This window comes from Streptomyces sp. NPDC047315, from assembly GCF_040643215.1.
In the GTDB taxonomy this organism is placed as follows: domain Bacteria; phylum Actinomycetota; class Actinomycetes; order Streptomycetales; family Streptomycetaceae; genus Streptomyces.
The window spans coordinates 90,434-117,151 of sequence record NZ_JBEYTZ010000021.1; the positions used below are offsets into that span (position 1 = coordinate 90,434).

24 protein-coding genes and 1 pseudogene are annotated in these 26,718 nt (G+C 72.5%); 17 read left to right on the forward strand and 8 right to left on the reverse strand.

The features are described 5' to 3' along the window. Positions 1 to 133 precede the first annotated feature (133 nt). A pseudogene (locus tag ABZ842_RS23890) lies at positions 134 to 480 on the forward strand (response regulator); the annotation flags it as partial. Between the two features lie 83 nt (positions 481 to 563). Here the strand turns inward: ABZ842_RS23890 and ABZ842_RS23895 are convergent. Next, entirely contained in the window at positions 564 to 1,565 is a 1,002-nt protein-coding gene (locus ABZ842_RS23895) for an NAD-dependent epimerase/dehydratase family protein (protein ID WP_361540093.1), read from the reverse strand. A 179-nt stretch (positions 1,566 to 1,744) separates the two neighbouring features. Between ABZ842_RS23895 and ABZ842_RS23900 the strand changes: the two genes are divergently transcribed. After that, positions 1,745 to 2,299 carry a hypothetical protein gene (locus ABZ842_RS23900; protein ID WP_361540096.1) on the forward strand — a complete coding sequence of 185 codons (555 nt, stop codon included), beginning with the start codon at positions 1,745 to 1,747 and terminating at the stop codon, positions 2,297 to 2,299. Between the two features lie 380 nt (positions 2,300 to 2,679). Here ABZ842_RS23900 and ABZ842_RS23905 read toward each other — a convergent pair whose 3' ends face one another. After that, a complete protein-coding gene (locus tag ABZ842_RS23905; RefSeq protein ID WP_361540099.1) occupies positions 2,680 to 3,423 on the reverse strand; it encodes an SDR family oxidoreductase in 744 nt (247 codons plus the stop codon). 112 nt (positions 3,424 to 3,535) lie between these two features. Between ABZ842_RS23905 and ABZ842_RS23910 the strand changes: the two genes are divergently transcribed. Both ABZ842_RS23910 and ABZ842_RS23915 read left to right on the forward strand, forming a co-directional pair. Continuing rightward, entirely contained in the window at positions 3,536 to 4,417 is an 882-nt protein-coding gene (locus ABZ842_RS23910; RefSeq protein ID WP_361540101.1) for a serine hydrolase, read from the forward strand. Positions 4,418 to 4,459: 42 nt separating this feature from the next. After that, entirely contained in the window at positions 4,460 to 5,200 is a 741-nt protein-coding gene (locus ABZ842_RS23915) for a peptidase E (protein ID WP_361540104.1), read from the forward strand. Between the two features lie 25 nt (positions 5,201 to 5,225). Here the strand turns inward: ABZ842_RS23915 and ABZ842_RS23920 are convergent, their stop codons facing one another. Beyond that, positions 5,226 to 6,119: an NADP-dependent oxidoreductase gene (locus ABZ842_RS23920; protein ID WP_361540276.1), complete on the reverse strand. Its 894-nt coding sequence runs from the start codon at positions 6,117 to 6,119 to the stop codon at positions 5,226 to 5,228. Positions 6,120 to 6,197: 78 nt separating this feature from the next. Between ABZ842_RS23920 and ABZ842_RS23925 the strand changes: the two genes are divergently transcribed. Further along, entirely contained in the window at positions 6,198 to 6,776 is a 579-nt protein-coding gene (locus tag ABZ842_RS23925) for a helix-turn-helix domain-containing protein (RefSeq protein WP_361540107.1), read from the forward strand. A 217-nt stretch (positions 6,777 to 6,993) separates the two neighbouring features. Here ABZ842_RS23925 and ABZ842_RS23930 read toward each other — a convergent pair whose 3' ends face one another. From ABZ842_RS23930 to ABZ842_RS23945, 4 genes are all read right to left on the reverse strand, one after another. Continuing rightward, positions 6,994 to 7,788: an APH(3')-V family aminoglycoside O-phosphotransferase gene (locus ABZ842_RS23930; protein WP_361540110.1), complete on the reverse strand. Its 795-nt coding sequence runs from the start codon at positions 7,786 to 7,788 to the stop codon at positions 6,994 to 6,996. 42 nt (positions 7,789 to 7,830) lie between these two features. Further along, positions 7,831 to 9,051 (reverse strand): MAB_1171c family putative transporter, encoded by a 1,221-nt coding sequence (locus ABZ842_RS23935; RefSeq protein WP_361540113.1) that lies wholly within the window; start codon positions 9,049 to 9,051, stop codon positions 7,831 to 7,833. Further along, a complete protein-coding gene (locus ABZ842_RS23940) occupies positions 9,048 to 9,521 on the reverse strand; it encodes a hypothetical protein (RefSeq protein ID WP_361540116.1) in 474 nt (157 codons plus the stop codon). Before ABZ842_RS23940 ends, ABZ842_RS23935 begins: the two co-directional genes overlap by 4 nt. A 485-nt stretch (positions 9,522 to 10,006) precedes the next feature. Then, positions 10,007 to 10,483, reverse strand: coding sequence for a hypothetical protein (locus ABZ842_RS23945; RefSeq protein ID WP_361540118.1), 477 nt, complete (start codon positions 10,481 to 10,483; stop codon positions 10,007 to 10,009). A 205-nt stretch (positions 10,484 to 10,688) separates the two neighbouring features. On the opposite strand from ABZ842_RS23945, the gene ABZ842_RS23950 reads away from it, so the two are divergent. From ABZ842_RS23950 to ABZ842_RS24005, 12 genes are all read left to right on the forward strand, one after another. Beyond that, positions 10,689 to 11,711 carry an alcohol dehydrogenase catalytic domain-containing protein gene (locus ABZ842_RS23950; protein WP_361540121.1) on the forward strand — a complete coding sequence of 341 codons (1,023 nt, stop codon included), beginning with the start codon at positions 10,689 to 10,691 and terminating at the stop codon, positions 11,709 to 11,711. A gap of 66 nt (positions 11,712 to 11,777) precedes the next feature. Further along, on the forward strand, positions 11,778 to 13,052 hold the full coding sequence (locus ABZ842_RS23955; RefSeq protein WP_361540124.1) for a DegT/DnrJ/EryC1/StrS family aminotransferase: 1,275 nt from the start codon (positions 11,778 to 11,780) through the stop codon (positions 13,050 to 13,052). A 54-nt stretch (positions 13,053 to 13,106) separates the two neighbouring features. Beyond that, positions 13,107 to 14,219: a 2-deoxy-scyllo-inosose synthase gene (locus ABZ842_RS23960; RefSeq protein ID WP_361540126.1), complete on the forward strand. Its 1,113-nt coding sequence runs from the start codon at positions 13,107 to 13,109 to the stop codon at positions 14,217 to 14,219. Between the two features lie 104 nt (positions 14,220 to 14,323). Continuing rightward, positions 14,324 to 15,589 (forward strand): glycosyltransferase family 4 protein, encoded by a 1,266-nt coding sequence (locus tag ABZ842_RS23965; protein ID WP_361540129.1) that lies wholly within the window; start codon positions 14,324 to 14,326, stop codon positions 15,587 to 15,589. Next, positions 15,586 to 17,415 carry an ABC transporter ATP-binding protein gene (locus tag ABZ842_RS23970; RefSeq protein ID WP_361540278.1) on the forward strand — a complete coding sequence of 610 codons (1,830 nt, stop codon included), beginning with the start codon at positions 15,586 to 15,588 and terminating at the stop codon, positions 17,413 to 17,415. The genes ABZ842_RS23965 and ABZ842_RS23970 overlap by 4 nt, the downstream gene beginning before the upstream one ends. Further along, the gene (locus ABZ842_RS23975; protein WP_361540132.1) at positions 17,412 to 19,199 is read left to right on the forward strand and encodes an ABC transporter ATP-binding protein; all 1,788 of its coding nucleotides are present in this window, start codon (positions 17,412 to 17,414) and stop codon (positions 19,197 to 19,199) included. The genes ABZ842_RS23970 and ABZ842_RS23975 overlap by 4 nt, the downstream gene beginning before the upstream one ends. A 54-nt stretch (positions 19,200 to 19,253) precedes the next feature. Beyond that, positions 19,254 to 20,897: a GMC family oxidoreductase gene (locus tag ABZ842_RS23980; protein WP_361540135.1), complete on the forward strand. Its 1,644-nt coding sequence runs from the start codon at positions 19,254 to 19,256 to the stop codon at positions 20,895 to 20,897. Positions 20,898 to 20,947: 50 nt separating this feature from the next. After that, a complete protein-coding gene (locus ABZ842_RS23985) occupies positions 20,948 to 21,847 on the forward strand; it encodes a radical SAM protein (RefSeq protein WP_361540138.1) in 900 nt (299 codons plus the stop codon). Next, positions 21,844 to 22,542 (forward strand): histidine phosphatase family protein, encoded by a 699-nt coding sequence (locus tag ABZ842_RS23990; RefSeq protein WP_361540141.1) that lies wholly within the window; start codon positions 21,844 to 21,846, stop codon positions 22,540 to 22,542. Before ABZ842_RS23985 ends, ABZ842_RS23990 begins: the two co-directional genes overlap by 4 nt. Then, a complete protein-coding gene (locus tag ABZ842_RS23995; protein ID WP_361540144.1) occupies positions 22,539 to 22,796 on the forward strand; it encodes a DUF6137 domain-containing protein in 258 nt (85 codons plus the stop codon). The genes ABZ842_RS23990 and ABZ842_RS23995 overlap by 4 nt, the downstream gene beginning before the upstream one ends. Next, the gene (locus ABZ842_RS24000; protein ID WP_361540147.1) at positions 22,789 to 23,871 is read left to right on the forward strand and encodes a hypothetical protein; all 1,083 of its coding nucleotides are present in this window, start codon (positions 22,789 to 22,791) and stop codon (positions 23,869 to 23,871) included. The genes ABZ842_RS23995 and ABZ842_RS24000 overlap by 8 nt, the downstream gene beginning before the upstream one ends. Then, positions 23,864 to 24,688: a PIG-L family deacetylase gene (locus tag ABZ842_RS24005; protein ID WP_361540150.1), complete on the forward strand. Its 825-nt coding sequence runs from the start codon at positions 23,864 to 23,866 to the stop codon at positions 24,686 to 24,688. Before ABZ842_RS24000 ends, ABZ842_RS24005 begins: the two co-directional genes overlap by 8 nt. A 17-nt stretch (positions 24,689 to 24,705) precedes the next feature. On the opposite strand, the gene ABZ842_RS24010 is transcribed toward ABZ842_RS24005, so the two are convergent. Continuing rightward, a complete protein-coding gene (locus tag ABZ842_RS24010) occupies positions 24,706 to 26,580 on the reverse strand; it encodes a hypothetical protein (protein ID WP_361540153.1) in 1,875 nt (624 codons plus the stop codon). Positions 26,581 to 26,718 lie beyond the last annotated feature (138 nt).

The window sequence follows — 26,718 nt, forward strand, 5'->3', positions numbered from 1 at the left end:
GCCGGTCGGCCGGCGGTGTCAGGCATGGGGCCATGCAGTAGCAGTCGTACGAACCGCGCGACCCGGCTTCCTCGGCCGGCCGCGCGAGCCGGCCCCCGCGGCCACCCCTCCCGGGCGCCACCCGGCCCGGGTCCTGGTCGTCGACGACGACCCGACCGTCGCCGAGGTCGTCACCGGATACCTGGACCGCGCCGGCTACCGCGTGGACCGCGTGGACGACGGTCCCGCAGCCCTTGCCCACGCCACCGCCCACCGGCCCGACCTCGTCGTCCTGGACCTGATGCTGCCGGGCATGGACGGCCTGGAGGGTGCCGCCGGCTGCGCGCCCACGGGCCCGTGCCGGTCATCATGCTCACCGCGCGCGGCGACGAGGAAGACCGCGCCCTGGGCCTGGAGATCGGCGCCGACGACTACGTCACCAAGCCCTTCAGCCCCCGGGAGCTGGTCCTGCGCGTGGAGTCCGTCCTACGCCGCTCCCGCTCAGGTGCGGGCGCCCGCCCGCTGGCAGTCGTCCTGCCGACGGCGCCCTGACCGCCCGCCCGCCACCCGCTCAGTCCCCGCGCTCAGTCCCCGCGCATCCCGGCCGCGGCGAACTCCCGCATCCCGGCGTCGAACCCGGTCTCAGGAAGCCAGCCGAGCTCCGTGCGCAGCCGGGAGGAGTCCGCGACGATGTGCCGGACGTCGCCGAGCCGGAACTCCCCGGTGACCACCGGCGCCGGCCCGCCGTGCGCCGCGGCCAGCGCCCGCGCCATGTCGCCGACGCTGTGCGGTTCGCCGCTGCCGGTGTTGTACACCGTCAGCGTGCCCGGCGCACAAGCCGCCTCCAGTGCCACGACGTTGGCCGCGGCCACGTCCCGTACGTGCACGAAGTCCCGCAACTGCCCGCCGTCCTCGAACACCCGGGGCGACTCGTCGCGGGCGAGCGCCGAACGGAAGAAGGAGGCCACACCCGCGTACGGAGTGTCCCGGGGCATCCGGGGCCCGTACACGTTGTGGTAGCGCAGCGACACCGCGGACCCACCGGTGCACCGCGCCCAGGCGGCGGCCAGGTGCTCCTGGGCCAGCTTGGTCGTCGCGTACACGTTCCGCGGATCGACCGGCGCGTCCTCCCCGACCAACCCCGGGGCGAGCCCCCGGCCGCACACCGGGCACAGCGGCTCGAACCGTCCCGCCGCGAGGTCCCCGGCCCCCCTCGGCCCCGGTCGCATCGCACCGTGGGCGGAGCACTCGTAACGCCCCTCGCCGTACACCACCATCGACCCGGCCAGCACGAGCCGCCGCACCCCCGCCTCGGCCATGGCGGCGACCAGCACGGCGGTGCCCAGGTCATTGCGCGACACGTACGCGGCGGCGTCGGCGACCCCGTTCCCGAGCCCGACCATCGCCGCCTGGTGACACACCGCGTCGACCCCCACCAGCGCCCGTGCCACGGCGACGGGATCCCGCACGTCGGCAGCCGGATCCTGCCGCACGTCGAACACGACCGGATCGTCCCCGCGCGCCCGCAGCGCGTCGACGACATGGGACCCGATGAACCCGGCACCGCCGGTGACCAGTACACGCATGGACCCACGCTAGGGCGCGCCCGGGCCCGCCCGGGCGACTGGCGGGCCGTGTCACCACTTCGTCAGAATCCCGACGGCAGCCGCAACCAGGGGCGCCCACGCCGAAATCGGGCCGACGCCGCGACGGTTGGCGGGCTACGCTGCCACGCCAGGGCCGACGCCGTGCCACGGGGGAGTACATGAGCCGACCACTGCTCTTCCTCGACGTGGACGGGCCTCTCAACCCCTACGCGGCCAAGCCCGAGCGACGTCCCGAGGGTTACACCACGCTGAGGGTCCCCCGAGGCGAGGTGACGTCGGCGGACCCCGGATCGCTCACGGCCCGCCGGCGAACGCTGCGCGTCTGGCTCAATCCGGAGCACGGGCCGGCCCTGTTGGCGCTCGACTACGAACTCTGCTGGGCCACCACGTGGATGGCCGAGGCCAACCGGTGGATCGCTCCCGTGCTCGGCCTGCCCGAACTCCCCTTCGTCCCGTTCGGCGACGCCCTGTTCCAAGAACGCCCCGACGGGGTCCACTGGAAGACCGAAACCCTGGTGCGCCACGCCGACGGTCGTCCCTTTGCCTGGGTCGACGACGAGCAGAGCGATCGCGACCACGCGTACGCGAGCGCGCACCACCGGGGACCCGCACTCCTCCACCACGTCAATCCGCGCATCGGCCTGCGCGAGGGCGACTTCAAGACGCTCGCCGACTTCGCCCGTTCCTCCGGTGCTCGACCGGCCACCGGCTGAGCCCGGCGAGCTCCACCAGACACGACCTAGGCGAGGCCGCCCCAGGCCGTGTCCGTAAAGTCCCGCGCGCGTCCCTGCGGCTTTGGACGTAGCCGCCGTTTCCCTGTGGGAGCGTTGGTCTCCGCTGGCCGGTGGTGGGCTGTTCGCGCAGTTCCGCCCCCTACGCCCGAAGGGCGTGGTGGTACCCCCAGCGCCACCTGTTTCGCTTCCCCCGCCATCCGTCTGCGGGCTGAGGGCAGGGTGTTTAGGGGCGCGAGGAACTGCGCGACAAGCCACAGACGGGCCGCAGACGCCAAGACCGCTCATGTGTCACGGCGCCACCGCGCCTGCCGCGGCAGCGACAACGCCGGACGGGCCACGCCGGACTTTCCGGACACGACCTAGGCGAGGCCGCCGTTGGCGAACAGGACCTGGCCGTTGACCCATCGGCCGGGGCCGGCCAGGAAGGCGACGGCTTCGGCGATGTCCTGCGGGGTGCCCAGGCGTTCGAGCGGGGCCGCCTTCGTCAGGTTCTCGATCGTCGCCTCGTCCTTGCCGTCGAGGAACAGCGGCGTGGCGGTCGGGCCGGGGGCCACCGCGTTCACGGTGACGTCCCGGCCGCGCAGCTCCCGGGCCAGCACCGGCGTCATGGCCTCGACCGCGCCTTTGCTGGCCACGTACGCGCCGTAGCTCGGAAAGCGGAGACGGGTGACGGAGGTGGAGAAGTTGACGATCGCGCCGCCCCGGCGCACCCGGCGGGCCGCCTGCTGACAGACCACGAAGGTGCCGCGGACGTTGGTGCGGTACGTGCGGTCGAGTTCGTCCAGGTCCAGGGTGGCGATCGGGGACAGCGGCATGATGCCGGCCGTGTTCACGACCACGTCGAGGTGTCCGAACTCCGCCTCGACGACGTCGAAGGCCGCCGCCATGGCCTGCTCGTCGGCGACGTCGCCGCTCACCGACACCGCCCGGCCGCCGGCCCGCTTCACCGCGGTGACCGTCTCCTCGGCCCTGGCGCGGTTGCCCGCGTAGTGCACGGCGACCGCGATGCCGTCCCGGGCCAGGCGCTCGACGACCGCCCGGCCGATGCCGCCTGATCCGCCGGTGACGAGGGCGGCGCGCGTGCTGTCGTTGCCGCTGTCCATGCCTCTTCGCCTCTTCCTTCACCGCTTCGATTATCGCTGATATTCCATTTCTGTAATCGACGATACAGCAGCGATAAGTCCGGTTCACAGGAAGGCGTGAGTCAATCTCCCCATGCCTTCCAGCGGACTGCGTACGGCACGGTCGAAAGCCCCGCGCGCCGCCGCGCGCCGCATCGTCGCCTCGGCGCTGGCCACGGCCGTGCTGACGCCGGCGCTCGGCGCCGCGACCGCCGCGCCCGTGGCCGCGGCCACCCTCCCGGACGTCTCCTGCACCGCATCGGACCTCCCCCTCGGATACGGGCTGCTCGTCGACATCGCCTCCGCGCTCGGCGCCCACGAGTCGACCGCCGCGGTGTTCGTCGAGGACCGCACCAGCGGCACCCGGTGCGAGGTCCGCGCGGACCGGGCGTTCGACTCGGCGAGCGTCGTCAAGCTGATCGTGCTCGGCGCGCTGCTGCGCGAGGCCGACGGGCAGGGGCGTCGGCTCACCGACCGCGAAGGCGCCCTCGCGCACGCCATGGTCACCCGCTCCGACAACGCGGCCACGGGCGCCCTGTGGCGGCAGTTGGGCGCCGGGCGGATCGCGGCGTTCTGCGCCGCGGCCGACATGGCGGACACCGTTGTCGACCGCACCGGCCACTGGGGGCTCACGCAGATCACGGCGCGGGACACGGCAGCCCTGTTACGCCTGTTGACCACCGCCGGCCCGGTCCTCTCGGACGCCGCCCGCTCCCACGCCCTGCGCTTGATGCGCGAGGTGGTGCCGGCGCAGCGCTGGGGCACCCCGGCGGGCGCCCCGGCCGATGCGACCGTGCACGTCAAGAACGGTTGGTTGCCCCGGGCCAGCCACGGGTGGCGCGTCCACAGCGCCGGCGCGTTCGGCGGCGCGGGCGGGGGCTACACCGTGACCGTGCTCACCGAGGACAACGCGACCATGGCCCAGGGCGTCGACACCATCGAAGCGGTCTCCCGCGCGCTGCACCGCCGCCTGTGACTGCCCCCGGCCGCGCAGGGAGCCGTCGATACGATCACGGGCATGACGGCAACGGAACCGACGATCCTCGCGACCTCCGGCGGCCACCGGGTCGGTGGGCGCACCAGAGTGGCGTTCGACGCCCTCGTGCACCACGCGGTGGACCTCTCCGGTGTGCACGGGCGGCGCCCGCGCATCATGTACGTCGGCACCGCCATCGGGGACGCCGAGCACTTCACGACCCGGATGACCGAGGCGGCGCGGGTCGCGGGGTTCGACCTGACGCCCCTGCACCTGTTCCCCATGCCCAACGTCGAGGACGTCGAAGGGGCGGTCCTCGACCACGACGTGGTCTGGGTCATGGGGGGCTCGGTGGTCAACCTCCTCGCCGTGTGGCGGGCGCACGGCCTGGACCGCGTCATGCACCGCGCCTGGCAGGCGGGCGTCGTGCTCAGCGGAGTCAGCGCGGGCTCCCTGTGCTGGTACCGGGGCGGCGCGACCGACTCCTTCGGGCCCGAGTTGCGCCCGGTCACCAACGGGCTGGGCTTCCTGCCGTACGGCAACGGCGTGCACTACGACTCGGACGAGGGCCGGCGTCCGCTGATCCACCGACTCGTGGCGGACGGCACCCTGCCCACCGCCCACTGCACGGACGACGGCGTCGGCCTGGTGTACCGCGGAACGGAATTGGTGGAGGCGGTCGCGGAAGTCCCCGGCGCGGGCGCCTACGTCGTCACGAGCGACCAGGGCGTGGCGACCGAGGAGCGCATCGAGCCCCGCCTGCTGGCTGCACCCCGCCCGTGACCGAAGCCGCGCCCCGCCGGCCGGCTCAGACGACCACCACCCGGCGCCCGCGCGTGTGACCGGCCCGGCTGTCGATCTGCGCCGCCGCGGCCTCGTCGAGCGCGTACGCCTTCTCCACCGGGATGTGAAGCTTCCCGCGCGAGAGGAGGCCGACGGCCTCGGCCAGCGCCGCCGGCACGTCCCCGGTCGTGCCGGAGAACCGGACGCCGAACTCCGGCGCGCTCAGATCGGCGATGGTGACCACCTTCCGCGGATCGCCGGTGAGCTCGACGAGTTCGCGCAGCACGCCCGACCCGGCGAGGTCGAGGGCCGCGTCGACGCGGCCGAGCCGCCGCACCCGCTCGACCCAGCCCTCGCCGTACGTCGTGGCGAGGGCGCCCAGGCCGCGCACGTACTCCAGGTTCGCGGCCCCCGCCGTGCCGATCACCGCGATGCCGCGGTCCCGCGCGATCTGGAGCACCGCCGACCCCACTCCGCCCGACGCCCCGCTGACCAGCAGGGTCTGCCCGGGCCGCACGCCCACCTGGCGCAGGGTGCGCAGTGCGGTCTCCACCACGGAGGGGTATCCGGCCGCCTCCTCGAAGCTCAGGCCGTCGGGCATGCGGGCCCAGGCCGACAGCACGGCGAACTCGGCATAGGTGCTCGACCCCCTGCCGAACACGCGGTCGCCGACCTCGACGCCCTCGACGCCCGCGCCGACCTGGTCCACCACTCCCGAGGCGTCCTGCCCCACCCCGGCGGGCAGTTCGACCGGACGCGTCTTGCGGAACTGGCCTTCGCGGATCCTCCAGTCGACCGGGTTCACGCCCGCCGCCCGCACGGCGACACGTATCCGCCCCTGGCCCGCGTGGGGTTGCTCGGCGTCGACGAGGTGCAGAACGTCCGGCCCGCCGAACTCGGCGTGGCTCACCTTCTTCATGGTCGTCATGCGGCGACCGTAACACTAACGGTTAGTATTTAGGAACGGTTCCATTCTTGAGGCTGCTAGCGTGAGCGCATGACCGTGCCGACCGGACGTCGTGAGCGCAAGAAGGCCGCGACCCGCCAGAAGATCGCCGACGCCGCCCTGCGGCTCTTCCTGGAGCGGGGGTACGACGCGGTGGGCATCCGTGACGTGGCGGCCGAAGCCGACGTCGCCGTCACCACGCTCTTCTCCCACTTCGCCTCGAAAGAGGCCCTGGTGTTCGAGCAGGACGAGGACTTCGAGCACCGCCTGGCCCGGGCGGTCACCGACCGGGCGCCGGACGAGCCGCTGATCCCCGCGCTGCGCCGGGAGATCCACGCCATGGTGCGCCACTGCACGGCGGACGGCGCCGCCCCGATCTGGCGCATGATCGACGGATCGCCGGCCCTGCGGCAGTACGAGGACTCGATGAGGCTGCGCCACGCGGACTCGCTGGCCGCGGCCATCGCCGCCGACCTCGACCTGCCGCACACCGCAACGGTCTGCCGGGCGATCGCGAGGTTCGCGATCGACGCCTACGCGCTGGCGCGCGAGGCCCCCGATCCGCAGGCTGCGGTCGACGAGGTCTTCCGGATGATCGAGGCGGCCTGGGGCGTCGTCCGACCTTCGTGACCGGCTCCGCCGGTAGTTCGTTCGCCGGGCGGCGGGGGCTGCTGCGGCGACGGGGAAGGGCCGGGGCCCGGGCGACCGCAGTCGCGCACCGGGACCCCGCGCCCCCGTGAGTGACCGTCACCGACCGGGCGTCCGGGGGCCGCTTGGCCCCTGCGTCCCGGCTCGGTGACGCATGGTGCGGGGGAGCCGTCTCGTCGGGCCTCCCGCACTGCGTTGGCTAGAACAGCTCGTCCAGGAGCTGGTAGAACGCCACCTTGTCCTTGTCGACCCGCTGCACGCCGTAGTGCTCCAGGAACCGCTCGGCGTACTGGGGGCCGAACCACGGGTCCTCGTCGATGGCCAACTCGCGCACCGCGAGGGCGATGTCGGAGTGCGGGTCGGCAACGCCCAGCCGACCCACGTCGATCACTCCGGTGACCTCGCAGGTCTCCGGGTCGAGCAGGACGTTGTTCGGGCAGAGGTCGCCGTGGCAGACGGCCCGCTGCTCCTGCTGCGGGCGGGTGCGCTCGACCTCGGCGATGAGCTGCTCGCCCGACCAGCCCTCGTACTGGTCCTGGAGGTCCTCCAGGTCCACGAGGTCGTTGGCCACGTTGTGCCGCGCCTCCGCCAACGCGATGGAGAGGCCGTGGTCGAACGGGCACTCGTCCGCGGGCAGGTCGTGCAGCGTGCGAGCCAGGCCGGCCATGGCCTCGACGACGGCGAAGCGCTGGTGCTCCGGCCACTCCTCGGCGGCGGAGACGCCGCGCACCGCCTCGGTGACGATCCAGGCGGCCCCGGCGTCGGCGCCGCGCTCGACGAGCCGGGGGACCGGGACGCCGTGGCGGGCCAGCCATTCGAGCCGGTCCGCCTCTCCGGGCAGGTCGAAGGCCGAATTCTCCGGAGCGTTCGGAGCGATCTTTACGTAGAGTTCGGGCTGCTCTCCCGTCAGGTGGTAGACGACTGCTCCGGAGTCGCCTTCGCTGACGGAGGTCCATGTGTGGTGCGGGTACTTGTTGCGTAGCTCGCTGTCCATGGCCGGCATCATGGCAGAACCTCCACACCTCTCTGACACGCTTTATTGCCCTGTGTGTGGTTTCGGACAACTTTCACCGCAATGTGTGGTTGGTGGCCAAGGGGCGAGCGGAAAGGCCCGTACGCAATCCGTGCTGCTGGCGTCCGCCAGCCGGATCAGGAAGTCCGTCTCGGCTTCCAGGCCGCCTCTCCCGCGGCTGGCGAGGGCGGGGCCCGGGGTGGTGCGCGGCGGACCGCCGCTGAGCTTCGCGGCGCGGGCCATGCGCAGCACGCACGCGGAGACGAACGCCTCCGCGTCGGCGGACGGCACGGTCCACCGGGCCACGTGCGCCCGTGCGCAGTCGGAAACGGCCGAATCTGCATACTGACGCAGGACCAGCATGGCGTCCTGGGTCTCGATCACCTTCCGGTAGGCGGCGAGGCGCCAGGGGATGCGGGGGAGCACGAGGGTCATCAGGCGCCGTCGGGACGAGGAGAGGACCACGTGCGGCACCGCGTCCACGAGGTCCCGCCACAGCGGCCAGATCCGCCAGATGGTGCGGGCGTGCCGGACCGAGCTGCGCAGTTCGGCGGCGAGGGGGACCAGGAGGGCGGCGGCACGGAGGATCGCGTGCAGGCTGAGCGCCAGACTGAGCACGGTGGCGGGGCTCTGGAGGCCCGAGACGAGGAGGGTGAGGCGGTCGAGCCAGTAGAAGCCGGCCAGGGCCGTGCCCCACCCGAAGAGGGCGAGGCCCAGGGACAGGGACCTGGTGGGGCTCCGGCTGCCGTAGGTCCAACAGATGTATACGCACGTCGTGCAGGCCACGATGTGGGTGGCGCAGAGCAACAGGGTATATGCGGCGCAGGCGGCGCAGTCGTTCGCTATCGAGACGAACTGGCCCTTCGCGGGCTCCGCTCCGGCGAAGGCCAGCGCCAGGAGGGCGACCATCACGGCGGCCATCGCGGTCACCGCCGTGCCGGTCCGGCGACGGCCGCCGGTCGCGTGGACGACGAAGTAGAGGACGGCTCCGGCGGAGACCACCCCGATCTGGTTCTTCGCCAGCACGACGACGGTGGCGGAGCCGGTCAGTTCGGTCGCCCAGGTGGAGACCAACCGGGTGTGCAGCGTCATCGCCGCGGCGGCGGAGGCGGTCGCGATCCACAGGCCCCGTTGCTCGTGGTGGCGCACGGCGGGGCCGGCCCGCAGGAGGACGGACACCCACAGGAGGCAGAGGGCCGCGTGGTTGAGGGCGAGGTGCCAGGAGCCGACTAACTCGCCCTTCATGACGGGGCGCTCACGCCCAGGGCGGCGTGGAGCTTGCCGTAGACGCCCGGCGGCCGGTGCCAGGTCGGAGCCGCGTCGCCCGCGCGTATCAGGCTGGCGAGCATCTCGGCCTCCTGCTCCTGGCGGCTGGAGTAGTTGGTCCGGCCCAGGACGCGGCGCACCAGTCGGGTGTCGAGGTCGGGGAAGAGCGCGTTGGACACCCCCGAAGCGACCGAGGCGACCGAGGCGTCGGAGCGGTGGCCGAAGAGCATGTGCCCGATCTCGTGCAGGACGATGTGCTCCTGATGGGAGCGCGCGGTGTGCTGTTCGTAGAAGATGTGGTCTTCGGCGTCCGTGCCGATCCACAGGCCGCATACTTCGGATGTGTCAAGGGGGATCGGGTGCAGATGGAGGGGGCGCCTGCGGCGCTTCGACAGTTCGCTGCACAGGGTCCCGATGCAGAAGGGCTGGAGAAGCGGTAACTGATCCATAAGCGGCTGGCAACGTCGGCGCAGCCTTGCGTATCGATGCGACGTATGGATCATCGGGTCGGCCTTTCTGAGGCGGATCGGCGGAGGTGTGCACGGCGGCGCCGCCCCCTGTCTGCGGGCAGACGGGGCGCTCGACGGGTGGGGACGACGGCGCGCCGGGGCGGAGTTCGGCCCCGGTCGGCCGTGCGGCGGAGCAGGGGTGAGTGACGCGTTCCGTGGGGGTCAGGCACGGAACGCCGAGGTCGTCCTCGGACGTTGCGGTCCGGGGGCGGGGGGGGCACGCGGAGTCCGCGTGCCCCATGCGGAACGGATCTCCTGTGCTTATGGGCCCGCCTGGTGACACGAGGTGGTCAGCGCTCGTGCGGACGTGGTGTCGTCGGGCTCATGGGTGTGGGGGTGAATGACAGCCTCCCTGGGGCGGTGCGGGCAAGCGGCACCGGCGGCCGAAATCGTTGAGCTGTGCGTCCGTCGTGGTCGGCGACGGGCTACGCGTCGTCCGTGAAGTCCGAGTCTTCGGGCGGTGCGAGGTTCTGCATGGTCCGCACCTGCTCGACCATGATGAGCAGGGCGTCCAGGCTCTCCGGCGTCAGCCCCTCGGCGCGCAGGGCGAGGTTGCGCACCCGGGCGTCGCGCAGCGCGCGCGCCAGTTGCAGCTGTGCGTTGACCCGCTGGGCCGCCTCCTCGTTGAGGAAGTACTCCGGTGGGACTCCGAAGTACTCCGCGAGGACGTCGAGTTGCTCCAGCGTGACGTTGCGCTTCTTGCCGGTGGCCAGTTCCCACAGGTACGTGCCGGAGATCGTGCCGCCGGTCGCCTCGCGGATCTCCTTGGCCAGGCGTGCGTATCCGGGGCGTCTGCGCTCGTCGGGGTAGAGGGCGGCGATCAGTTCGTTGAGACGCTGGTCGAACTTCCGCAGCAGGGGACGCCCGGATGACTCGGGTGTCCCTTTCTCTAGATCCGTCATGAATTGCTTCTCCCGCTTGGGCCGGCCCCCGCCCGTCCTGCCCGCTTGAGCGGGCAACAGGACACGGATCATCAAACAGTCATCAGCCACCGTTGACAAGGCGGCGCTGTATGAGCGTACGATCGCACAGCGCTTCATCCGCTTTAGTGAACGGCACGAACCCCGGTCATATTCCCGCCCCTTCTGTCCGCGGAGGTACGGCACGATGAAGGCTCTGGTTTTCGAGGCCCCGCACCGAGCGCTCCTGGACCACCGCGACGTGCCCGAACCGGCACCGGGAGAGGCCCTCGTCCGGCTCGCCTACAACTCCGTCTGCGGCAGCGACCTGTCCTTCTACAAAGGGGTCTGGCACGGCTTCACCTACCCGGTCGTGCCCGGCCACGAATGGAGCGGAACCGTCGAGGCGGTCAACGGGACCGTCGGCGCCGAGCTGGTCGGCAGCAACGTCGTGGGGGACCTCACCTGCTCCTGCGGGACCTGCCAGCACTGCGCGGCCGGCACCCCCACCCTCTGCGAGGACCTCCAGGAACTCGGCTTCACCCGGGACGGCGCGTGCGCCGAGTACATGACCATCCCGGTGGCCAACCTCAAGCCCCTGCCCGCCGGCCTCCCGCTGCGGACGGCCTGTCAGGTCGAGCCGCTGGCCGTCGCCCTCAACGCGGTGGACCGGCTGCACGTCACCCCGGGGGAGAAGGTCGCCATCACGGGCGCCGGCGGCATCGGACTGCTGCTCGCCCAGGCCGCCCAACTGCGCGGAGCCACCGTCACGGCGATCGCCGAACCCGTGCCCGAACGCCGTGAGGCCGCCCTCGCGATGGGCATCCCGATCGCGGTCTCCGGCGATCCGGGGGACCTCGTCGAGCTCACCCGCAACAGCCCGGAGACCGTCCCCGACGTGGTCCTGGAAGCGTCCGGCTATCCGCTCGCGGCGCAGGAGGCGTTCCGGGCCGTCCGCTCCGGCGGACGCGTCGGCCTCGTCGGCTACCGCATCGAGGAAGCGGCCATCATGTCCACCCACGAGGTCGTGCTGAAGGTCCTCACCGTCCAGTCCTCGATGGGGCCCGGCACCCGATTCGACGAGGCGACCAACGCCCTGGCCAGCGGCGCCGTCGACGTGGACGCCCTGCTCAGCCACGAGTTCGCCCTCGACGACTACGCCAAGGCCCTCGACATCGCCCTGCGCCGCGCCGACGGCAACACCCGCTCGTACTTCAACTTGGCCCTCTGACGTACCCCATCTCCCGGTGATGTGCCCGCACGTCCTCCGCGCACGACGTCAGAAAGGAACGACCACATGGCTTCCCCGCTGGCAGTCCAAGGCGGCACCGCGGTACGCACCCGCCCCTGGCCCGCCTGGCCCCAGCCCGCGCCCGGCGTCAGGCGCGCGGTGGACGAGGTCCTCGACTCCGGCAGGTGGTCCATCAGCGGGCCCTACCGCGGCGTCGAGTCCTACGAACGCCGCTTCGCCCGGGCGTTCGCCGCCTACCACGGCGCCGACCACTGCATCCCCGCGGCCAGCGGCACCGCCAGCCTCATGCTCGCCCTCGAAGCGTGCGGCGTCGGCGCCGGAGACGAGGTCATCGTCCCCGGGCTGTCCTGGGTCGCCTCGGGGACCACCGTCCTCGGCGTCAACGCCGTACCCGTCTTCTGCGACGTCGACCCCGACACGCTCTGCGTCCACCCGGCGGCCGTCGAAGCCCACATCACCCCCCGCACCCGGGCCATCGTGGTGGTGCACCTCTACTCCGCCGTCGCCGACATGGACGCGCTCAAGGACGTCGCGGACCGGCACGACCTGCCCCTGATCGAGGACTGCGCCCAGGCCCACGGCGCCACCCACCACGGCGCCAAGGTCGGCACCCTGTCCACGGCCGGCACCTTCAGCATGCAGCACAGCAAGGTCCTCACCAGCGGCGAGGGCGGCGCGGTGATCACCCAGGACGCCGAACTCGCACGCCGGATCGAGCACCTGCGGGCCGACGGCCGCTGCCTGGCCACCGCCAGCCCGCCGACCGGCGCCATGGAACTCGTCGAGACCGGCGAACTGATGGGCAGCAACCGCTGCATCTCCGAGTTCCAGGCCGCCATCCTCACCGCACAACTCGCCGTCCTGGACGAACAGAACCGCCGCCGCCGCGACAACGCACTCCTGCTCGACCAGCACCTGGAGCGCCTCGGCCTGCGCCCTCAGACCACCTCCCCGGGGACCACGTCGCGCACCTACTACACCTACGCCGCGAGGCTCCCCGACGGCGAACTCACCGAACCCGCCGTCGCCGACGTCGCCGCGGCGCTCACCGCCGAGCTCGGCTTCTCCGTCCTCCCTTCGTACGCGCCCGTGCCGGCGAACAGGCTCTACGCCCCCCGGACCCGACAACGGTTCGCCCTGGGCCTGGCGCACGAGGAACTCATCGACCCCAAGCGATTCCACCTGCCGGTGTGCGAGGACACCGCCCAGCGCACCATCACCCTCCACCACGCCGCGCTGCTCGGAGACGCCGAAGACATGAACGACATCGCCAGCGCCGTCGAGAAGGTTCTGCGCCACGGCGCCGCACTCGCTCATTGACCGCGGGCCACGGGCACGCCCGCCGCCCGCGCACCGCCGGAGGACTGGGAGACCATGCAATCCACAACCGTCGTCATGGAAGACGCGTCGTTCCCCTACCGACTCGGATCGGACTGCGCCGACGAGATCGTCGCGCGCCTCGGTGAACTCGACGCCAGCGGATACTTCGTGATCAGCGACACCACCGTGGCCGGCCTGTACGGGCACGACCTGACGGCACGCATCCACAAGGAAGCAGGACCCGCCGTCCTGCTCACCCACGAAGAGGGCGAACCCCACAAGGGACTCGCGACCGTCAGCACCCTCGCCGAGCAGGCGCTGGAACACGGCGCCGACCGCCGCGCGATCATCGTCGCCCTCGGCGGTGGAGTCACCGGCAACATCGCCGGCCTCCTGGCGTCCCTGCTGTTCCGGGGCACCAGACTCGTCCACGTGCCCACCACCGTCGTGGCCATGCTCGATTCCGTCCTGTCCCTGAAGCAGGCGGTGAACGCCACCTACGGCAAGAACCTCGTGGGCACCTTCTACCAACCCGTCGAAGTCCTCGCCGACACCGCCATGCTGCGCACCCTGCCCCCGCGGGAGATGCGATCGGGCATGGGCGAGGTCGTCAAGAACGCCCTCGCGATCCGCCCCTCCATGCTCGACCGGATGGCGAACGTCCTTGAGCCCTCGGCCCGGTACGACGACGAGACCCTGCGCTGGGCCATCGCCGAGAGCCTGGCCGCCAAAGCGGCCGTCACCCACGCGGACAAGCGCGAACGGGGCGCCGGACTCGTCCTCGAATACGGACACACCGCCGGACACGCCATCGAGCACGCCTCCCACGGGCGCGTCGCCCACGGAGCGGGCGTCGTCGTCGGCATGGCCATAGCCGCCGAAGTGTCCCGGCGCCTCGGGCACGCCGACGCCGAATTCGTCGCCCAGCACGGGGAGTTGGCGTCCGCCGGCGGCATCCCGCCGACCGTCCCCGCCCACGTGGACGTCGCCAGGGTCAAGACCTGGCTCTCCTACGACAACAAGCGCGGCTACCTCGACTCGCCCCAGGGCCACACGCCCATGGTGCTCCTCGCCGGCCCAGGACGGGTGCTGCACACCGGCTCCCTGCCCCTGGTGCCCGTCCCGCTCGCGCTGCTCGAAGAGGTAGTGGACGCGACTGCCGAGTAGGACCCGGGGCGGAAGCGGACCGACCACCGACCACCGCCCGCCGCAGCCGCGTAGACCGACCCGTGATCGCACCAGCCAACCTCCTGCCCCCGTGGAGTCATCCCGTGCGCGTGCTGCGGCTCACCCCCTTCTTCCACCACGACTGCGTCACCGAGTGGCCGCCCGAGTTCGACGCCGTCGGCGGCATGCAGGTGCAGATCCTCCACCTGTCCCGGGAGCTCGCCGACCGCGGCGTCGAGCAGCAGGTGATGACCGTGGGCTTCCCCGGACTGCCCCGCCGCCGGGTCGACCGCCCCGGGCTGGAGATCCGAGTCACCCGCGCTCCCCTTCCCCGGCTGCGGTCGGCCCTCACCGGACTGGTCGGCCTCAACCAGGCGTGGCTCGCGGCGGTCCTCGCCGCCTGCCTGCCGCTGCGCCGCACCTGGCCCCCCGACCTCGTCCACGTCCACGCCGACGGGCAGCTCTGGGCGCTGCTCGCGGGCCCGCTCGTCTCGCGGATCGTGGGCGCCCCCTACTGCCTGACGCTGCACTGCTCCCGACTCGCGGTGTACGAACCGATGTCCCGCGTCGACCGGATGCAGCACCGACTGGTGTACGCGGCGGAGCGCTACGCCCTGCGGCACGCCCGCCGGGTCTCCACGCTCACCGAGCGCACCGCCGACACCGTCGCGAAGCTGCTGCCGCTGGACCGCTCGCGCGTCGACGTGCTGCCCGACTCGGTGGGGGCCGTGCGGCCCGTGCCGGAAGACCAAGCACGCGCCCGACTGCGCTCGCTCGGCGTGCCCGACGGCGCCCCCGTCGTCGGCTGGGTCGGGCGGGTGGCGCACGAGAAGGGATGGCGCGACTTCGTCGCGGTGGCACAGGGCTGGGACACCGGGTCCGGCGCGCCCGGCGCGGTCTTCCTCGTCGTCGGCGACGGCCCGCAGCGCGCCCTGATGCAGCAGGCCGTGCACGACGCCGGCCTCGCGGACCGGTTCGTCTTCACCGGGTTCGTCCCCCACGACACCGTCCCGTCCGTGATGACCGGTCTCGACGTGCTCGTGATGCCCTCGGCGCACGAGGAGTTGGGGGGAAGCGCCCTGGAGGCCATGGTGTGCGGAACGCCCGTCGCCGGATACGCCGTCGGCGGCCTGCGCGACACGGTGGGCGGCATCACCCCCGCCCTGCTGGTGCCCAAATCAGACATCACAGCCCTGACGCGCGCGGCGGGTCGGGCGATCGTCGACGCCCCCGGACACCGCAAGGCGGTCGCCGACGCCCTGCCCGACCTCCTCGCCTCCTACGGGGACGCCACCGCCGACCGCGCCGTCGAGCACTACCGACGGGCCCTCGGCGCCACCGCGGAAGGGGGCCGCCCGTGCAGGCCATGACGTCGCTGCGGCGGTGCGCCCCCTACCTGCGACCGCACCGCACCCTGATGACCGCCACGTACGCCGTCGCGTTCGGCTCGATGCTCGCGGGCCTCGCGATGCCGCTCGTCCTCCAGAAGCTGATCGACGGACCCGTTGAGGAGCGGGACTTCGGGGCCCTGCCCTGGTTCATCGCCGCGTTCACCTTCCTCGGCGTCCTGGAGGCCGTACTCCTCGGCGCACGACGGCTCCTGGTCATCCGGCCGGCGACCCGGCTGGAGACGTCGATGCGCGCCGACGTCGCCGCGCACATCCAGCGCCTCCCGCTGTCGTTCCACACCCGCTGGCAGTCGGGCCAGTTGCTGTCCAGGACCGTCTCCGACGTCACCGAGATCGGCCGGTTCGTGGCGTTCTCCGGCGTCTACCTGGTCGTCAACCTCGCCGCCCTCGCCGTGGGACTGCTCGTCCTCCTCGCGCTCCAGCCGGTGCTCGCCCTGATCGTGCTGGCCGCCTACGTCCCCATGGTCCTGGCGACCACCGTCTTCGAGGAGAAGTTCCGCATCGTCGCCCGCTCCGCCCAGGAGCTGAGCGGCGACCTGTCCACCACCGTCGAGGAGTCCGTCCTCGGCATCCGGGTGCTCAAGGTCTTCGGCCACGGCCACCGGACCGTACGCCAGTTCCACCGGGACGCGACCCGGCTGCGGAAGCTGGAGCTGCGCAAGGTCTCCTACACGGCGGCCCTGTGGTGGACCATCACGGTCCTGCCGGACCTGGCCATCGTCGCGATCATCGGCTACGGCGGTCACAGCGTCGCCACGGGCGGCCTGACCCTGGGCACCCTCATGGCGTCGCTGACGGTGGCCACTTACCTGCGCTGGCCCGCCGACACCCTGGGCTGGCTCACCGCGGACGCCAGCACGGCAGCCGCGGCGGCGGACCGCTACTGGCAGGTCCGCGACGAACCGGTGACGGTGGACGACCCGCGCTGTCCCCTCCCGCTGCCGACGCCGGTGCGCGGAGAGCTCCGACTCCAGGGCGTCCACTACGCCCACCCCGGCGGCCGGGCAGCGGCCCTGCACGGCATCGACCTCACGCTCCCCGCCGGCCGGACCGTCGCCGTCGTCGGCGCGACGGGATCGGGCAAGAGCACCCTGCTGTCACTGCTGTCCCGGCTGGACGACCCCACCACGGGCAGCATCAGCCTGGACGGGACCGACCTGCGCGACCTCACACTCGCCGACCTGCGATCGGTGGTGTGCAGCGCGTTCGACGACCCGGTGCTCTTCTCCGGCACCGTGCGCGACAACGTCGCCCTCGGCCTCGGCCGCACCGATCTCCGCACCACCGCCCGCGCCGGAGCCGACGGCGGCACGGAACCCGGGCAGGAGCACGACGAACGGATCTGGGACGCCCTGCGCGCCGTACAGGCCGACGGCTTCGTCTCCGCGCTCCCCAAGGGGCTGAACACCGTCATCGGGGAGGAGGGCCTCGGCCTCTCCGGCGGCCAGCGCCAACGCCTCGCCCTGGCCCGCGCCCTGGCGCCCCGGCCCGCCGTGCTGGTGCTCGACGACGCCCTGTCCGCCCTCGACGTCCACACCGAACGGGAGGTCGAGAACGCGCTGCGCGGACTGCTCAGCCGCGTCACGACCGTCCTCGCCACCCACCGGCCCCGCACCCTGCGCCTGGCCGACCGGGTGGTGTTCCTGGAAGCCGGCCGGGTGGCCGCGACGGGCACCCACGACGAACTCGTGGCGAAGGAGCCCGCCTACCGCCGCCTCGTCCAACCCGACCTGCCCGCCCTCGACGCCACGACACCGCACACCACGGGGAAGGTGGAGACCGGATGAGCGCGCAGGACGACACCCGGTCGCGAAACCACCGCAACGCGCTGCTGCGCATGCTGCTCGGGCCCCGCAAGAAGCGCCTCACCGCCGCCACCGCGCTCGCCCTGCTGGAGAACGCCTGCGGACTCGTGCCACCGCTGCTCATCGCCGCCGCCATCGACCGGGGGCTGCCCGCGGCGGCCGACGGACGCTGGGGCCCGCTCGTCGGCTACACGACCGCCGCCCTGGTCACCGGCCTGACCACCGCCACCGTCAAGTACTGCTTCCTGCGGTACTCCGGCGGCATCGCCCAAGACCTCCTCCTCGAACTGCGGCACCGGGCCTTCGCCCAGGTCATGCGTCAGCCGCTGGCCTTCCACGAGAGCCACCCCTCGGGCCGGGTCATCGCCCGGCTCTCCAGCGACGTGGAGTCGGTCGAGGAGATGCTGGAGACCGGCCTGGACGGGCTGTTCTCCGCGATCTTCTCCATGGTCGGCATCCTGGCCGTGATGATCTGGCTCGACCAGCCGCTGGCCGCCGTCGTCATGGGACTGTTCGTCCCCCTCTACGTGCTCACCCGCTGGTTCCGGCACCGGTCCAAGCTGGCCTACCGGCACACCAGGACGGCCGTCGAGGGCGTCGTGGGGCACACGGTGGAGGCGTACAACGGCATCAAGGCCGTCCAGGCGTTCCGCCGCGAGGACGCCAACGCCCGACGGCTGCGCGCCCTCGACGCCGACTACGCCGTCGCCCGCGTCGAGTCGGGCTTCGTCAGCGCGGCGTTCAGCGGCGGCGTCAAACTCATCGGCAACCTGTCGCTGGCGGCGCTGCTGACCGTGGGTGTCATCCGGGTCGACCAGGGGCACCTGGCGCTCGGCACGCTCACCGCGTTCCTCCTGTACGTCCACCGCCTCTACGACCCGATCGACGAACTCGCCAGCTTCGCCAACGCCTTCTCCGCCGCGTCCGCCGGACTGGAGAAGATCGGGGCCCTGTTCGTCCAGCACCGCGGCGTCACGCAGCCGTCGGCCCCGGTGCCCCTGCCCAAGGCCGCACCCGCGGAGCCCGTCGGCGCCCTGCACCTCGACGACGTGCACTTCCACTACGGGGAGCGCGACCGCCCCGTGCTGAGCGGAGTCGACCTGATGCTGGCACCCGGCCGCACCGTGGCCCTGGTGGGCACCACCGGCGCGGGGAAGTCCACCATCGCCAAGCTCCTGGCCCGGCTGTACGACCCCACCGCGGGACGCATCACCCTCGACGGCGTGGACCTGCGGCAGATCAGCGACGGGGAGCTGCGCGGAGCCGTGTCGATGGTCACCCAGGAGTCCTTCCTGTTCTCCGGCTCGATCGCCCGGAACATCGCGCTCGGCCGCCCCGGCGCCTCCCGGGCCGAGATCCGCGCCGCCGCCGAGGCGGTGGGCGCACACGCCTTCATCAGCGCGCTGCCCGAGGGCTACGACACGGACGTGCACAAACGCGGCGCGGGCCTCTCTGCGGGCCAGCGACAGCTCATCGCCCTGGCCCGGGTGATGCTCACCTCCCCCCGCGTCCTCATCCTCGACGAGGCCACGTCCAGCATGGACACCCCGTCCGAGCAGGCGGTGCACGAGGCCCTGGCCACCGTCCTCGCCGACCGCACCGCCGTCGTCATCGCCCACCGGCTGTCCACGGTCGCCATCGCGGACCGGGTCCTGGTCATCGAGGACGGGGCCGTGGTGGAGGACGGCGCCCCCGCGAAGCTCCTCGCAACCGGCGGACACTTCTCGGCCATGCAACGCGGATGGCTGGCCGCCACGTCGGGCTGAAGTGCCGGCACAGCCGCCCCGCCACCCACCCAGACAGAGAAAGCAGGACACGAGATGAAGCGACTGCGGGGCACGCTGCCGTCGAACGCCCCCCACGCACGGCACCCCGAACCGCTGGGCCCCGCGCACCGCGACGGATGGGACCCGGCCGACGACGGCCGGGTGTGGGACGTCTGCGTCATCGGCAGCGGCGCCAGCGGAGCGGTCGCCGCCGACCGCCTGGTGCGCCAGGGCCTGGACGTCCTGACCGTAGAGGAGGGCTTCCGACTCGCGCCGGAGTTCGGCAACCCGGAGTTGGACGACATGTGCCGCACGGCCCTGGTCCGTGACGGGAACGGCGGCTGGAGCGACGAGGGCTGGCCCTGGACGACGTCCAACCTCGGCGGCGGAACCGTCTTCTTCGGCGGCGCCGCCTGGCGCTACGAGCCCTTCGACTTCGACCCGAGCGCCCTGATCGACGCCGGTGACCTGGACGTGCGCTGGCCCTACGGGCTCGCGGAGCTGGCCCCGTACTACGAGGTGCTGGAGCGCCGGTTGGGGATCTGCGGCGGCGTGGCGGAGGGCACCAGTCGCTCCACCGCGAGCAGCCGCGGCACCGCCCATCCGCCCACGGCCGCCGCGGAAGTCCTGCTGGAGGCCGGGACCGCGCTCGGCTACCAGCCGTTCCCCACCCCGCTGGCCATCAACCGGGAGGCCCACGGGGGCCGGTCGGCCTGCGCCCGGGACTCGCTGTGCGTGAGCCACCAGTGCCGCACGGGGGCCAAGGCCGATGCGGTCTCCGCCTTCCTCGCCCCGCTCGCCGAGCATCCCAACTTCAGTCTGCGGACCGGGGTGCGGGCGCTGCGCCTGGAGCAGGAGTCCCCGCACGAGGTGGCCGCCGTGACCTGCCTCGACCGGCTGACCCGCACCGTCCACCGCATCCGGGCCCGCTCCTTCGTCGTCGCCTGCAACGCGATCCAGACCGCCGCGCTGCTGCTCAGGTCGCGCGGGTCCCACGCGCCCACCGGCGTGGGCAACCACTCCGGGCTGGTGGGCCGGGGGCTGACGATGAAGCTGAGCGAGTACGTCAGCGGAGTGGTCGAGGCGCCCCGCGGGGTGCGGCTGTCCGACCCGCGCGTCCACACGGGACCGTTCTCGACGATCTCCTTCCTCGACCACTACCTGGACCCCGACTGCCCCACGGGGGTGGGCGGACTGATCTACGAGTCGAAGAACGACGAGCCCCACCGCATCCGGCACGACGCCCTGGAGTTGCGGATCGAGACGATCCTCGCCGACCACCCCAACCTCGACAACCGGGTGCGGCTCTCCCACCACACCGACGAGGACGGCGTGCCGTCCGTCGTCATCGACTACACCCCCGACCCGCGCGACCTGCGCCGGCTGGAGTACATGACCGACAAGTGCGAGCGGCTGCTGCGGCAGGCCGGTGCCACCGGCATCAAGCACGAGAAGAGCGGCTTCGCCCAGGGGAGCTGCCATCTGCACGGCACCTGCCGGGCCGGCACCGACCCGAACCGCTCCGTGGTCGACGGCTGGGGCCGCGTCCACTCCGCCCCCAACGTCTACGTGGTGGACGGCAGCTTCATGCCCTACCCCGGCGGGCTGAACCCCACGCTCACCATCCAGGCACACGCCCTGCGCAGCGCCAAGGCCGTCGCCGAAGACCTGGTGGCGCGCCAGACGGTGCACGTCTGACCGCCACCGCGCACGGCCCACCCACCCCCTTCCCGAAGGAGAGCCCCATCATGGCGTCCGACATCGACTGGCCCCCGCCGGTGCAGCGGGTCCGTGCCTACCGCAACATCGTCGTCGACGGTGCCTGCAACATCCGCTGCACGTACTGCGAGGTGAAGAAGACCAAGGTCGACCAGCCGGCCACCATCAGGTCACTGGAGCGGATCTTCGCCGAGTACGAGCCCGACGGCGTCCTGTTCCGGGTCGAGTCGGACGGGGAGATCACCCTCTACCCGAAGATCCTCGACCATCTGCAACAGCGGGCCGCGGAGGGCTACCGCGTCGAGGTGCTGAGCAACGGCACCCGGGTGCCGCGCGCCCTGGAGGGCCGCCCCGACCTGCTGTGGGTGTTCTCCGTCGACGGCCACAACGAAGCGATGAACGCCAAGCGCGGACTCAAGCAGGACCAGATCGACCGCATCCTGGACGCCGCGGTCGACCTCGGGGCCGAACTCCAGACGGTGTACTGGGGGCAGCCCGTGGACCAGGTGAACGACTACATCGACCACCTGGCGTCGCGCGACTACCGGGGGCTCCTGCACTTCATGCCGCTGCTGGCCTTCAAGGGCCGACCCCTGACGGTCAACCTGCGCTACCAGGACCTGCGGCCCGCGGACTTCCTCGCGCCGCCGGAGTACTTCCGCCGCTGGAACCACATCTTCGAGACCGGGAAGCGCGACGCCGTCTGCGACCAGATCACCAACGGCTACAACTACCAGGTGTCGGGCGACGACATCCGCATGGTCAAGTGCGACTGCTACTCCGTGCCCAAACACCTGGTCCACACCTTCGGGCCCATCCGGGAGTTCGACAACTGGCCCTGCGGCACCTGCATCGCCAACCAGGAGTTCAACAACAACCGACCGCGGATGCGCGTGCCCCAGGGGCGCGTTCCGCTGCCCCTGGTATGAGTGCTCCGCAGCGCTTCGTCCTCGTCCGGCACGCGGAGGCCGACGTCAACACCCTGCACGACGACGACGTCATCGCGGGCTTCGACCCCCACGCGGAGCTCACCGAACTCGGCAGACGGCAGGCGTCGGCCCTCGCACGGCACCTGCCCGGGGACCCGACCCTGCTGACGACGACGCTGCCGCCGTCGAGCGGGCACGACGCCGAGCCCGTCGCCGACGTCGTACAGCTCTACTCCAGCCCCCAGCGGCGGGCGGTGCAGACCGCCGAAGGACTCGCGACCGCCCTCGGCCTGCCGGCGCAACAGGACGACCGGCTCGCCGAGGTGATCGCTCCCGAGGTCTTCGCCCGCCCCCTCACCGTGCGGGAGTGGGACGCCGTCCTGGAGGACCGGCTGCGCAACCCCTCGGCGTCCGTGTTCGGCGTCGAGAGCTGGCGCGAACAGCGCCGGCGGGTGCGCGACTTCCTCGCGGAGCGCTGCTCCCCGCGCGGCTCCCGGGGGCCGCGGCTGATCGTGTCGCACTCCGAGACGATCCAGGCCCTGCTGTTCGAACTGCTCCAACTGGACGACGGGTTGCTCCATCGGGCCCGCTTCAAAGTCAGCAACACCGGTGTGTTCATCGTGGACAGAACGGAGAACGGATGCACGTCCCTGGTGGTGGCGAACAGCAAGTCGCACCTGGCGCGCACGGCATGACCCGCATGCTCGTGCTCAAGTGCCTCAGCGACGAGACCGGCGACGACGCGGCCGAGATCGCGGCGGACGACGGCGTGGACGTCGACGGCCGCGAGTTCGTCCACGTCGTCAACCGGCTGGAGTCGTACTTCGACTGCACGCTGTCGATGCGTGCCGAGCCCGTGGACAGGTTCGTCCTCAGCGAGCTGGTCGAGCGGGTGACGGCCTCGTCCGCCCCCAGTTCCCGGCCGTCCGCGGAGGACCGGCATGGCTGACCGGGCAGGTGGCCGGGCGGACGGCGGGGCGGGTGGCCGGGCGGACGGCGGGGCGGGTGGCCGGGCGGGTGGCCGGGCCCTCTTCGAGATCTACGACGAAGGGTTCGCCTCGCCCACCTGGGGCGGCGTGGAGACGGCCCTGTGGTACCTGGTGCACCGGCTGCGCGCCAGGGGGGTGAGTGCCGAGTTCTACCCGCAGTCCGAGGGCGCCGACCTGGACGCCCTGGCCGCCAGGGTCGAACGCGAACGGGTGGACGCCGTCTTCCCGCTGGTCGAAAGCCCGCTCTTCGAGGGCGGGCAGTGGCGGCGGCTGCCCGGACTGCACGCCCGTACCGTTCGCATCTGGCACGACGTCAGCCGGCTCGCCGACGACCTCACCACCCCGCCGCCCTGCCCCGCGCACGGCACGGACGCTCCCGCGCCGGGGGCCCGCTGCACCGCCGAAGGCGCGCACCCCGACGCGCCCGTGCGGGAGGTGTTCCTCCGGGAGCTGGCCTGGACGAAGTGCTTCCCCGGCCGCACCGTCATCCCCTGGGCGGCCGACCACGTGCCGGCAAAGGACCTCCGGGACGCCCGGGGCCCGGTGGTCCTCCAGCTCGGAAAGGTCGAGACGCCGCAGGCCGAACTGTGCCTGCGGCGGCTGACGGAGGCCGGGGTGCCGTTGCGCATCATGTTCGCCACCTGGTCGAGCCAGGGCAGGAAGGCCCGGGAACTCGTCCGCGCCCGGGCCGGCGCCGGACACGCGATCGAGGTGCTGGAGTCCTACGACATCCGCACCGACTGGGAGCGGGTCTTCGGCGGGGCGTCGCTGTTCCTGCTGCCCTCGGCGTTCCACGAGACGTTCAACTTCGCGGCGGCCGAGGCGGTCCAACTCGGCGTTCCGGTGGCGACCCTCGGGGAGGGCGGCAACCTGCCGCGCTTCGCCTCCGTGCGCCGCGGCACCCTCGATGAACTCCTCGACCGGGTGGCCGAGGGCGACCGGGACGTCGAGCCCGTGCCGCGGCTGTCGATGACCTGGGAGGACGTCGCCGAGAAGTACGCCGACGTCATCACCGAAGGGAGGCGCGATGACTGACCCCACGCCCACGCCCACGCACTCAGCAGGGCCGGACGCACGCGGAGTGGTGGCCAGGCTGCGGGGCGGGCGGACGCTGCTGGTCTCTCCGCACCCCGACGACGTCGCCTACTCCTGCGGCGGCACGCTCGCCGCCGTCGGCCGCCCCGCGGACGCGACCCTCCTGACGGTGTTCACCCGCTCCGCCTGGGCCCTGCAAAAGAGACTGCGGCGGGCCGGTCCCGACGTCATCAGCGCCCGCCGACACCAAGAAGAGCTGCGGTACTGCCAGTTGCGCGGAGTCGGCCGCTACCTCTCCCTGGGCTTCGCCGACGCGAGCCTGCGCGGCTACGACGAGGTGACCGAGGTGACCTCGTCGGCCGCTGACGACGCCCTGCGCGACAAGGTGGACGAGGCGGTGGCACAAGCGGTGCGCGACTTCGCCGCGGACACCGTCCTCGCGCCCGCGGCCGTCGGCGGCCACATCGACCACCGTCTCGTCCACGACGCCGTGCGCGGCGCGACGGGCACCGGCGCCCTCGTCCTGTTCTACGAGGACCTGCCCTACGCCGGACAGCGCGAACTGGGCGCGGTGGAACGGCTGCTGAGGCAGGAGCAGCGCCTCGTGCCCTTCGACAGCGTCGACATCACCACGGTCGTGCAGGAGAAGGTCCGCGGCATGTACGTCTACGGGAGCCAGACGGACGACGAGTGCGTGCGGGAGGCGCTGCACCACTCGCGGCGCACCCCGTCGGACGGCCGGCCCGCCGCGCGGGCCGGTGGCGCGGTGCACCGCGAGCGCCTGTGGGCCGCGGCGGGCTCGCCGGGGCACCGGTGAGCCCGCTCGACCGGCCGTCAGGTCAGCTCGGACGCGTACCGGGCCAGGTCGACGAGTTCGGACTCGATCCGCTGGATCGCCCCGGCGTCGGGGTCCGGGCAGCGCCGCAGCCAGGACTTGACGTTCCAGTGCAGGGCCTCGCCGGCGAGTCGCAGTCCACCGTCGAACACCCGGGAGTCCCCCAGGGCGTCGGCGATCGCGACCTCCAGCAGGCGCAGTGCGCTGGGGCGCAGCCGGTTCTCCACGACGAAGGACGCCACCTCGCTCTCCAGGGAACCGCTGCCGCCCCAGATCCAGTCGAGCCCGAACCGTCGGACGCCGATGGGCTGCCCTTCGCCTTCCCCGTTGGCGTAGGCGTTGGCGTGGGCGTTGGCCAGTTGCCAGTGCCAGTCTCCGTGGCCGTAGGGCAGCGGGGTGCGAAACAGCGTGCCCTCGCTGCCTCCCACGGGGACGCGGTCCGGTACGTATCGGACCAGCCAGACGTCGTCGACGGGCAGCCGGCGGCCCACCCGGTCCCGGAGCCTGTCCAGCCCCTTCGCGAGGCGCGCCCGCGGATCGTAGGCGGTGCCCGGGCCGGGTCGGCCGAGTTCGCCGAGCCGTCGCAGCTCCAGCCAGGAGCGGACGACGGATTCGAGCACCTCGCGCTGCCGGTGGGCGGGCAGCGTCGGCAGGGCGGTGCGCAGCGGGCTCAGCCCGCTCTCGTGGCGGGTGATCAGATAGCCGTCGGCGTAACCGATGTCGGGCGGCAGCAGCCCCGGCAGCGAGCGCAGGGCGCGGTAGCAGTGCAGACCGTGCGTGCCGGTGCCGATGAACCGGAAGTGGTGGTCGTCCGGGCCTGTGGCGGGGGCCACCGCCGCAGGCCCGGCGGTGAGAGTGAAGGGCCGGTTGCGCGGGTCGACGCGCTGCGGACCGTCCTGCCCTCGTCGTGTCGCCCCGTAGCGGGCGGCGAACTCTCCTCGGAAGGGCTCGACGCGCCACGCCCCGCCGGGCGGGAGCCGTACGCCGACGGCACGGGCCCGGTCCACGACGCCGGCGGCGTCTTCGACGGGCAACTCCCACAGCCGCCCCGCCCGCCGGTGCACGGGCCGGGCGGCGAAGACCTGCCGCACGTGCGGCCCGGACAGGTCGTGGAGACGGCCGGGGGAGGAGAGGACGACGTCCCCCGCGCCGGGGAACCTGGCGCGCAGCCGCTCGCGGACGGCCAGGGCCGTCGCACCGGTGTCGGGCTGGTCGTCCACCAGCACGACGTCCGTGCCGACGGGCAACTGCGCGGGCAGCGCCCGCAACTCGACATCGGGGAGGTCGATCCCGCCCGGACCGCGCAGGGGGCGGACGCTGTGCCAGGGCCCGACGGCACGCCCCGCGTCCTCGGCCGCCGCCTGCCAGAAGGGAGCGAGATAGGACCCGCCGGTGCGGACGGCGACGACGAGCACGGGCCCGTCGCCGGGTCGGGCCGCCAGCCACTGCGCGGCCTGGGCCAACATCAGTTCGGGGTCGGCGAGGTCGTAGCCGTAGCACTCGGGCGTCTTCCAGTCGGCGGCGTGCTGCAACAGCGCCGCAGCCGCCCCCGCACCGGCCGCGTCCGACCTCCACAGCGCGTCGACGGCCGTGGCGGCGAAGGTCAGGGCCTCGGTGAGCAGGGCCAGCCGCTGATCCGGCTCCCGTGCCGGCGCGTGCGGATCAGCGGCCATCTCGCGGGCGAGCGCGGTGCACAGCGAGCGCACTTCGGGCCCCCGCGCCCCGATCGGGGATCCGGCCACGCCTTCGAGATCGCCCCCGAGCACGGCCGACGCCTCCGCGACGCCCGCCGCAGCGTCGGCGAGCAACTGCTCGGTGAAGCAGGCGCACGCGTGCAGCGCCGCCGAACTCCCCGCCCTTCGTGCTGTTTCCACAAAAGCGCGATGCAATTCGGGGAGAGCAGTACGGGATATCGTCACAAGGAACTCCTTCGCAAGCGAACCGAATTACCCGATTCATCGCCGGTCCAGCCAGTGGTGAATACACTCTGCTCCCGCATCCAGTGCCTTTCA

What these genes read in the sequence shown, in the direction of transcription:
- ABZ842_RS23990 (WP_361540141.1), top strand. Translation starts at nt 21,844, where the DNA reads ATGAGTGCTCCGCAGCGCTTCGTCCTCGTCCGGCACGCGGAGGCCGAC.
- ABZ842_RS23995 (WP_361540144.1), top strand. Translation starts at nt 22,539, where the DNA reads ATGACCCGCATGCTCGTGCTCAAGTGCCTCAGCGACGAGACCGGCGAC.
- ABZ842_RS24005 (WP_361540150.1), top strand. Translation starts at nt 23,864, where the DNA reads ATGACTGACCCCACGCCCACGCCCACGCACTCAGCAGGGCCGGACGCA.
- ABZ842_RS23960 (WP_361540126.1), top strand. Translation starts at nt 13,107, where the DNA reads ATGCAATCCACAACCGTCGTCATGGAAGACGCGTCGTTCCCCTACCGA.
- ABZ842_RS23915 (WP_361540104.1), top strand. Translation starts at nt 4,460, where the DNA reads ATGACGGCAACGGAACCGACGATCCTCGCGACCTCCGGCGGCCACCGG.
- ABZ842_RS23900 (WP_361540096.1), top strand. Translation starts at nt 1,745, where the DNA reads ATGAGCCGACCACTGCTCTTCCTCGACGTGGACGGGCCTCTCAACCCC.
- ABZ842_RS23910 (WP_361540101.1), top strand. Translation starts at nt 3,536, where the DNA reads ATGCCTTCCAGCGGACTGCGTACGGCACGGTCGAAAGCCCCGCGCGCC.
- ABZ842_RS23930 (WP_361540110.1), bottom strand. Translation starts at nt 7,788, where the DNA reads ATGGACAGCGAGCTACGCAACAAGTACCCGCACCACACATGGACCTCC.
- ABZ842_RS23980 (WP_361540135.1), top strand. Translation starts at nt 19,254, where the DNA reads ATGAAGCGACTGCGGGGCACGCTGCCGTCGAACGCCCCCCACGCACGG.
- ABZ842_RS23985 (WP_361540138.1), top strand. Translation starts at nt 20,948, where the DNA reads ATGGCGTCCGACATCGACTGGCCCCCGCCGGTGCAGCGGGTCCGTGCC.
- ABZ842_RS23975 (WP_361540132.1), top strand. Translation starts at nt 17,412, where the DNA reads ATGAGCGCGCAGGACGACACCCGGTCGCGAAACCACCGCAACGCGCTG.
- ABZ842_RS23940 (WP_361540116.1), bottom strand. Translation starts at nt 9,521, where the DNA reads ATGGATCAGTTACCGCTTCTCCAGCCCTTCTGCATCGGGACCCTGTGC.
- ABZ842_RS23950 (WP_361540121.1), top strand. Translation starts at nt 10,689, where the DNA reads ATGAAGGCTCTGGTTTTCGAGGCCCCGCACCGAGCGCTCCTGGACCAC.
- ABZ842_RS23895 (WP_361540093.1), bottom strand. Translation starts at nt 1,565, where the DNA reads ATGCGTGTACTGGTCACCGGCGGTGCCGGGTTCATCGGGTCCCATGTC.
- ABZ842_RS23945 (WP_361540118.1), bottom strand. Translation starts at nt 10,483, where the DNA reads ATGACGGATCTAGAGAAAGGGACACCCGAGTCATCCGGGCGTCCCCTG.
- ABZ842_RS23905 (WP_361540099.1), bottom strand. Translation starts at nt 3,423, where the DNA reads ATGGACAGCGGCAACGACAGCACGCGCGCCGCCCTCGTCACCGGCGGA.
- ABZ842_RS23955 (WP_361540124.1), top strand. Translation starts at nt 11,778, where the DNA reads ATGGCTTCCCCGCTGGCAGTCCAAGGCGGCACCGCGGTACGCACCCGC.
- ABZ842_RS23970 (WP_361540278.1), top strand. Translation starts at nt 15,586, where the DNA reads ATGACGTCGCTGCGGCGGTGCGCCCCCTACCTGCGACCGCACCGCACC.
- ABZ842_RS23920 (WP_361540276.1), bottom strand. Translation starts at nt 6,119, where the DNA reads ATGAAGAAGGTGAGCCACGCCGAGTTCGGCGGGCCGGACGTTCTGCAC.
- ABZ842_RS24000 (WP_361540147.1), top strand. Translation starts at nt 22,789, where the DNA reads ATGGCTGACCGGGCAGGTGGCCGGGCGGACGGCGGGGCGGGTGGCCGG.
- ABZ842_RS23935 (WP_361540113.1), bottom strand. Translation starts at nt 9,051, where the DNA reads ATGAAGGGCGAGTTAGTCGGCTCCTGGCACCTCGCCCTCAACCACGCG.
- ABZ842_RS23925 (WP_361540107.1), top strand. Translation starts at nt 6,198, where the DNA reads ATGACCGTGCCGACCGGACGTCGTGAGCGCAAGAAGGCCGCGACCCGC.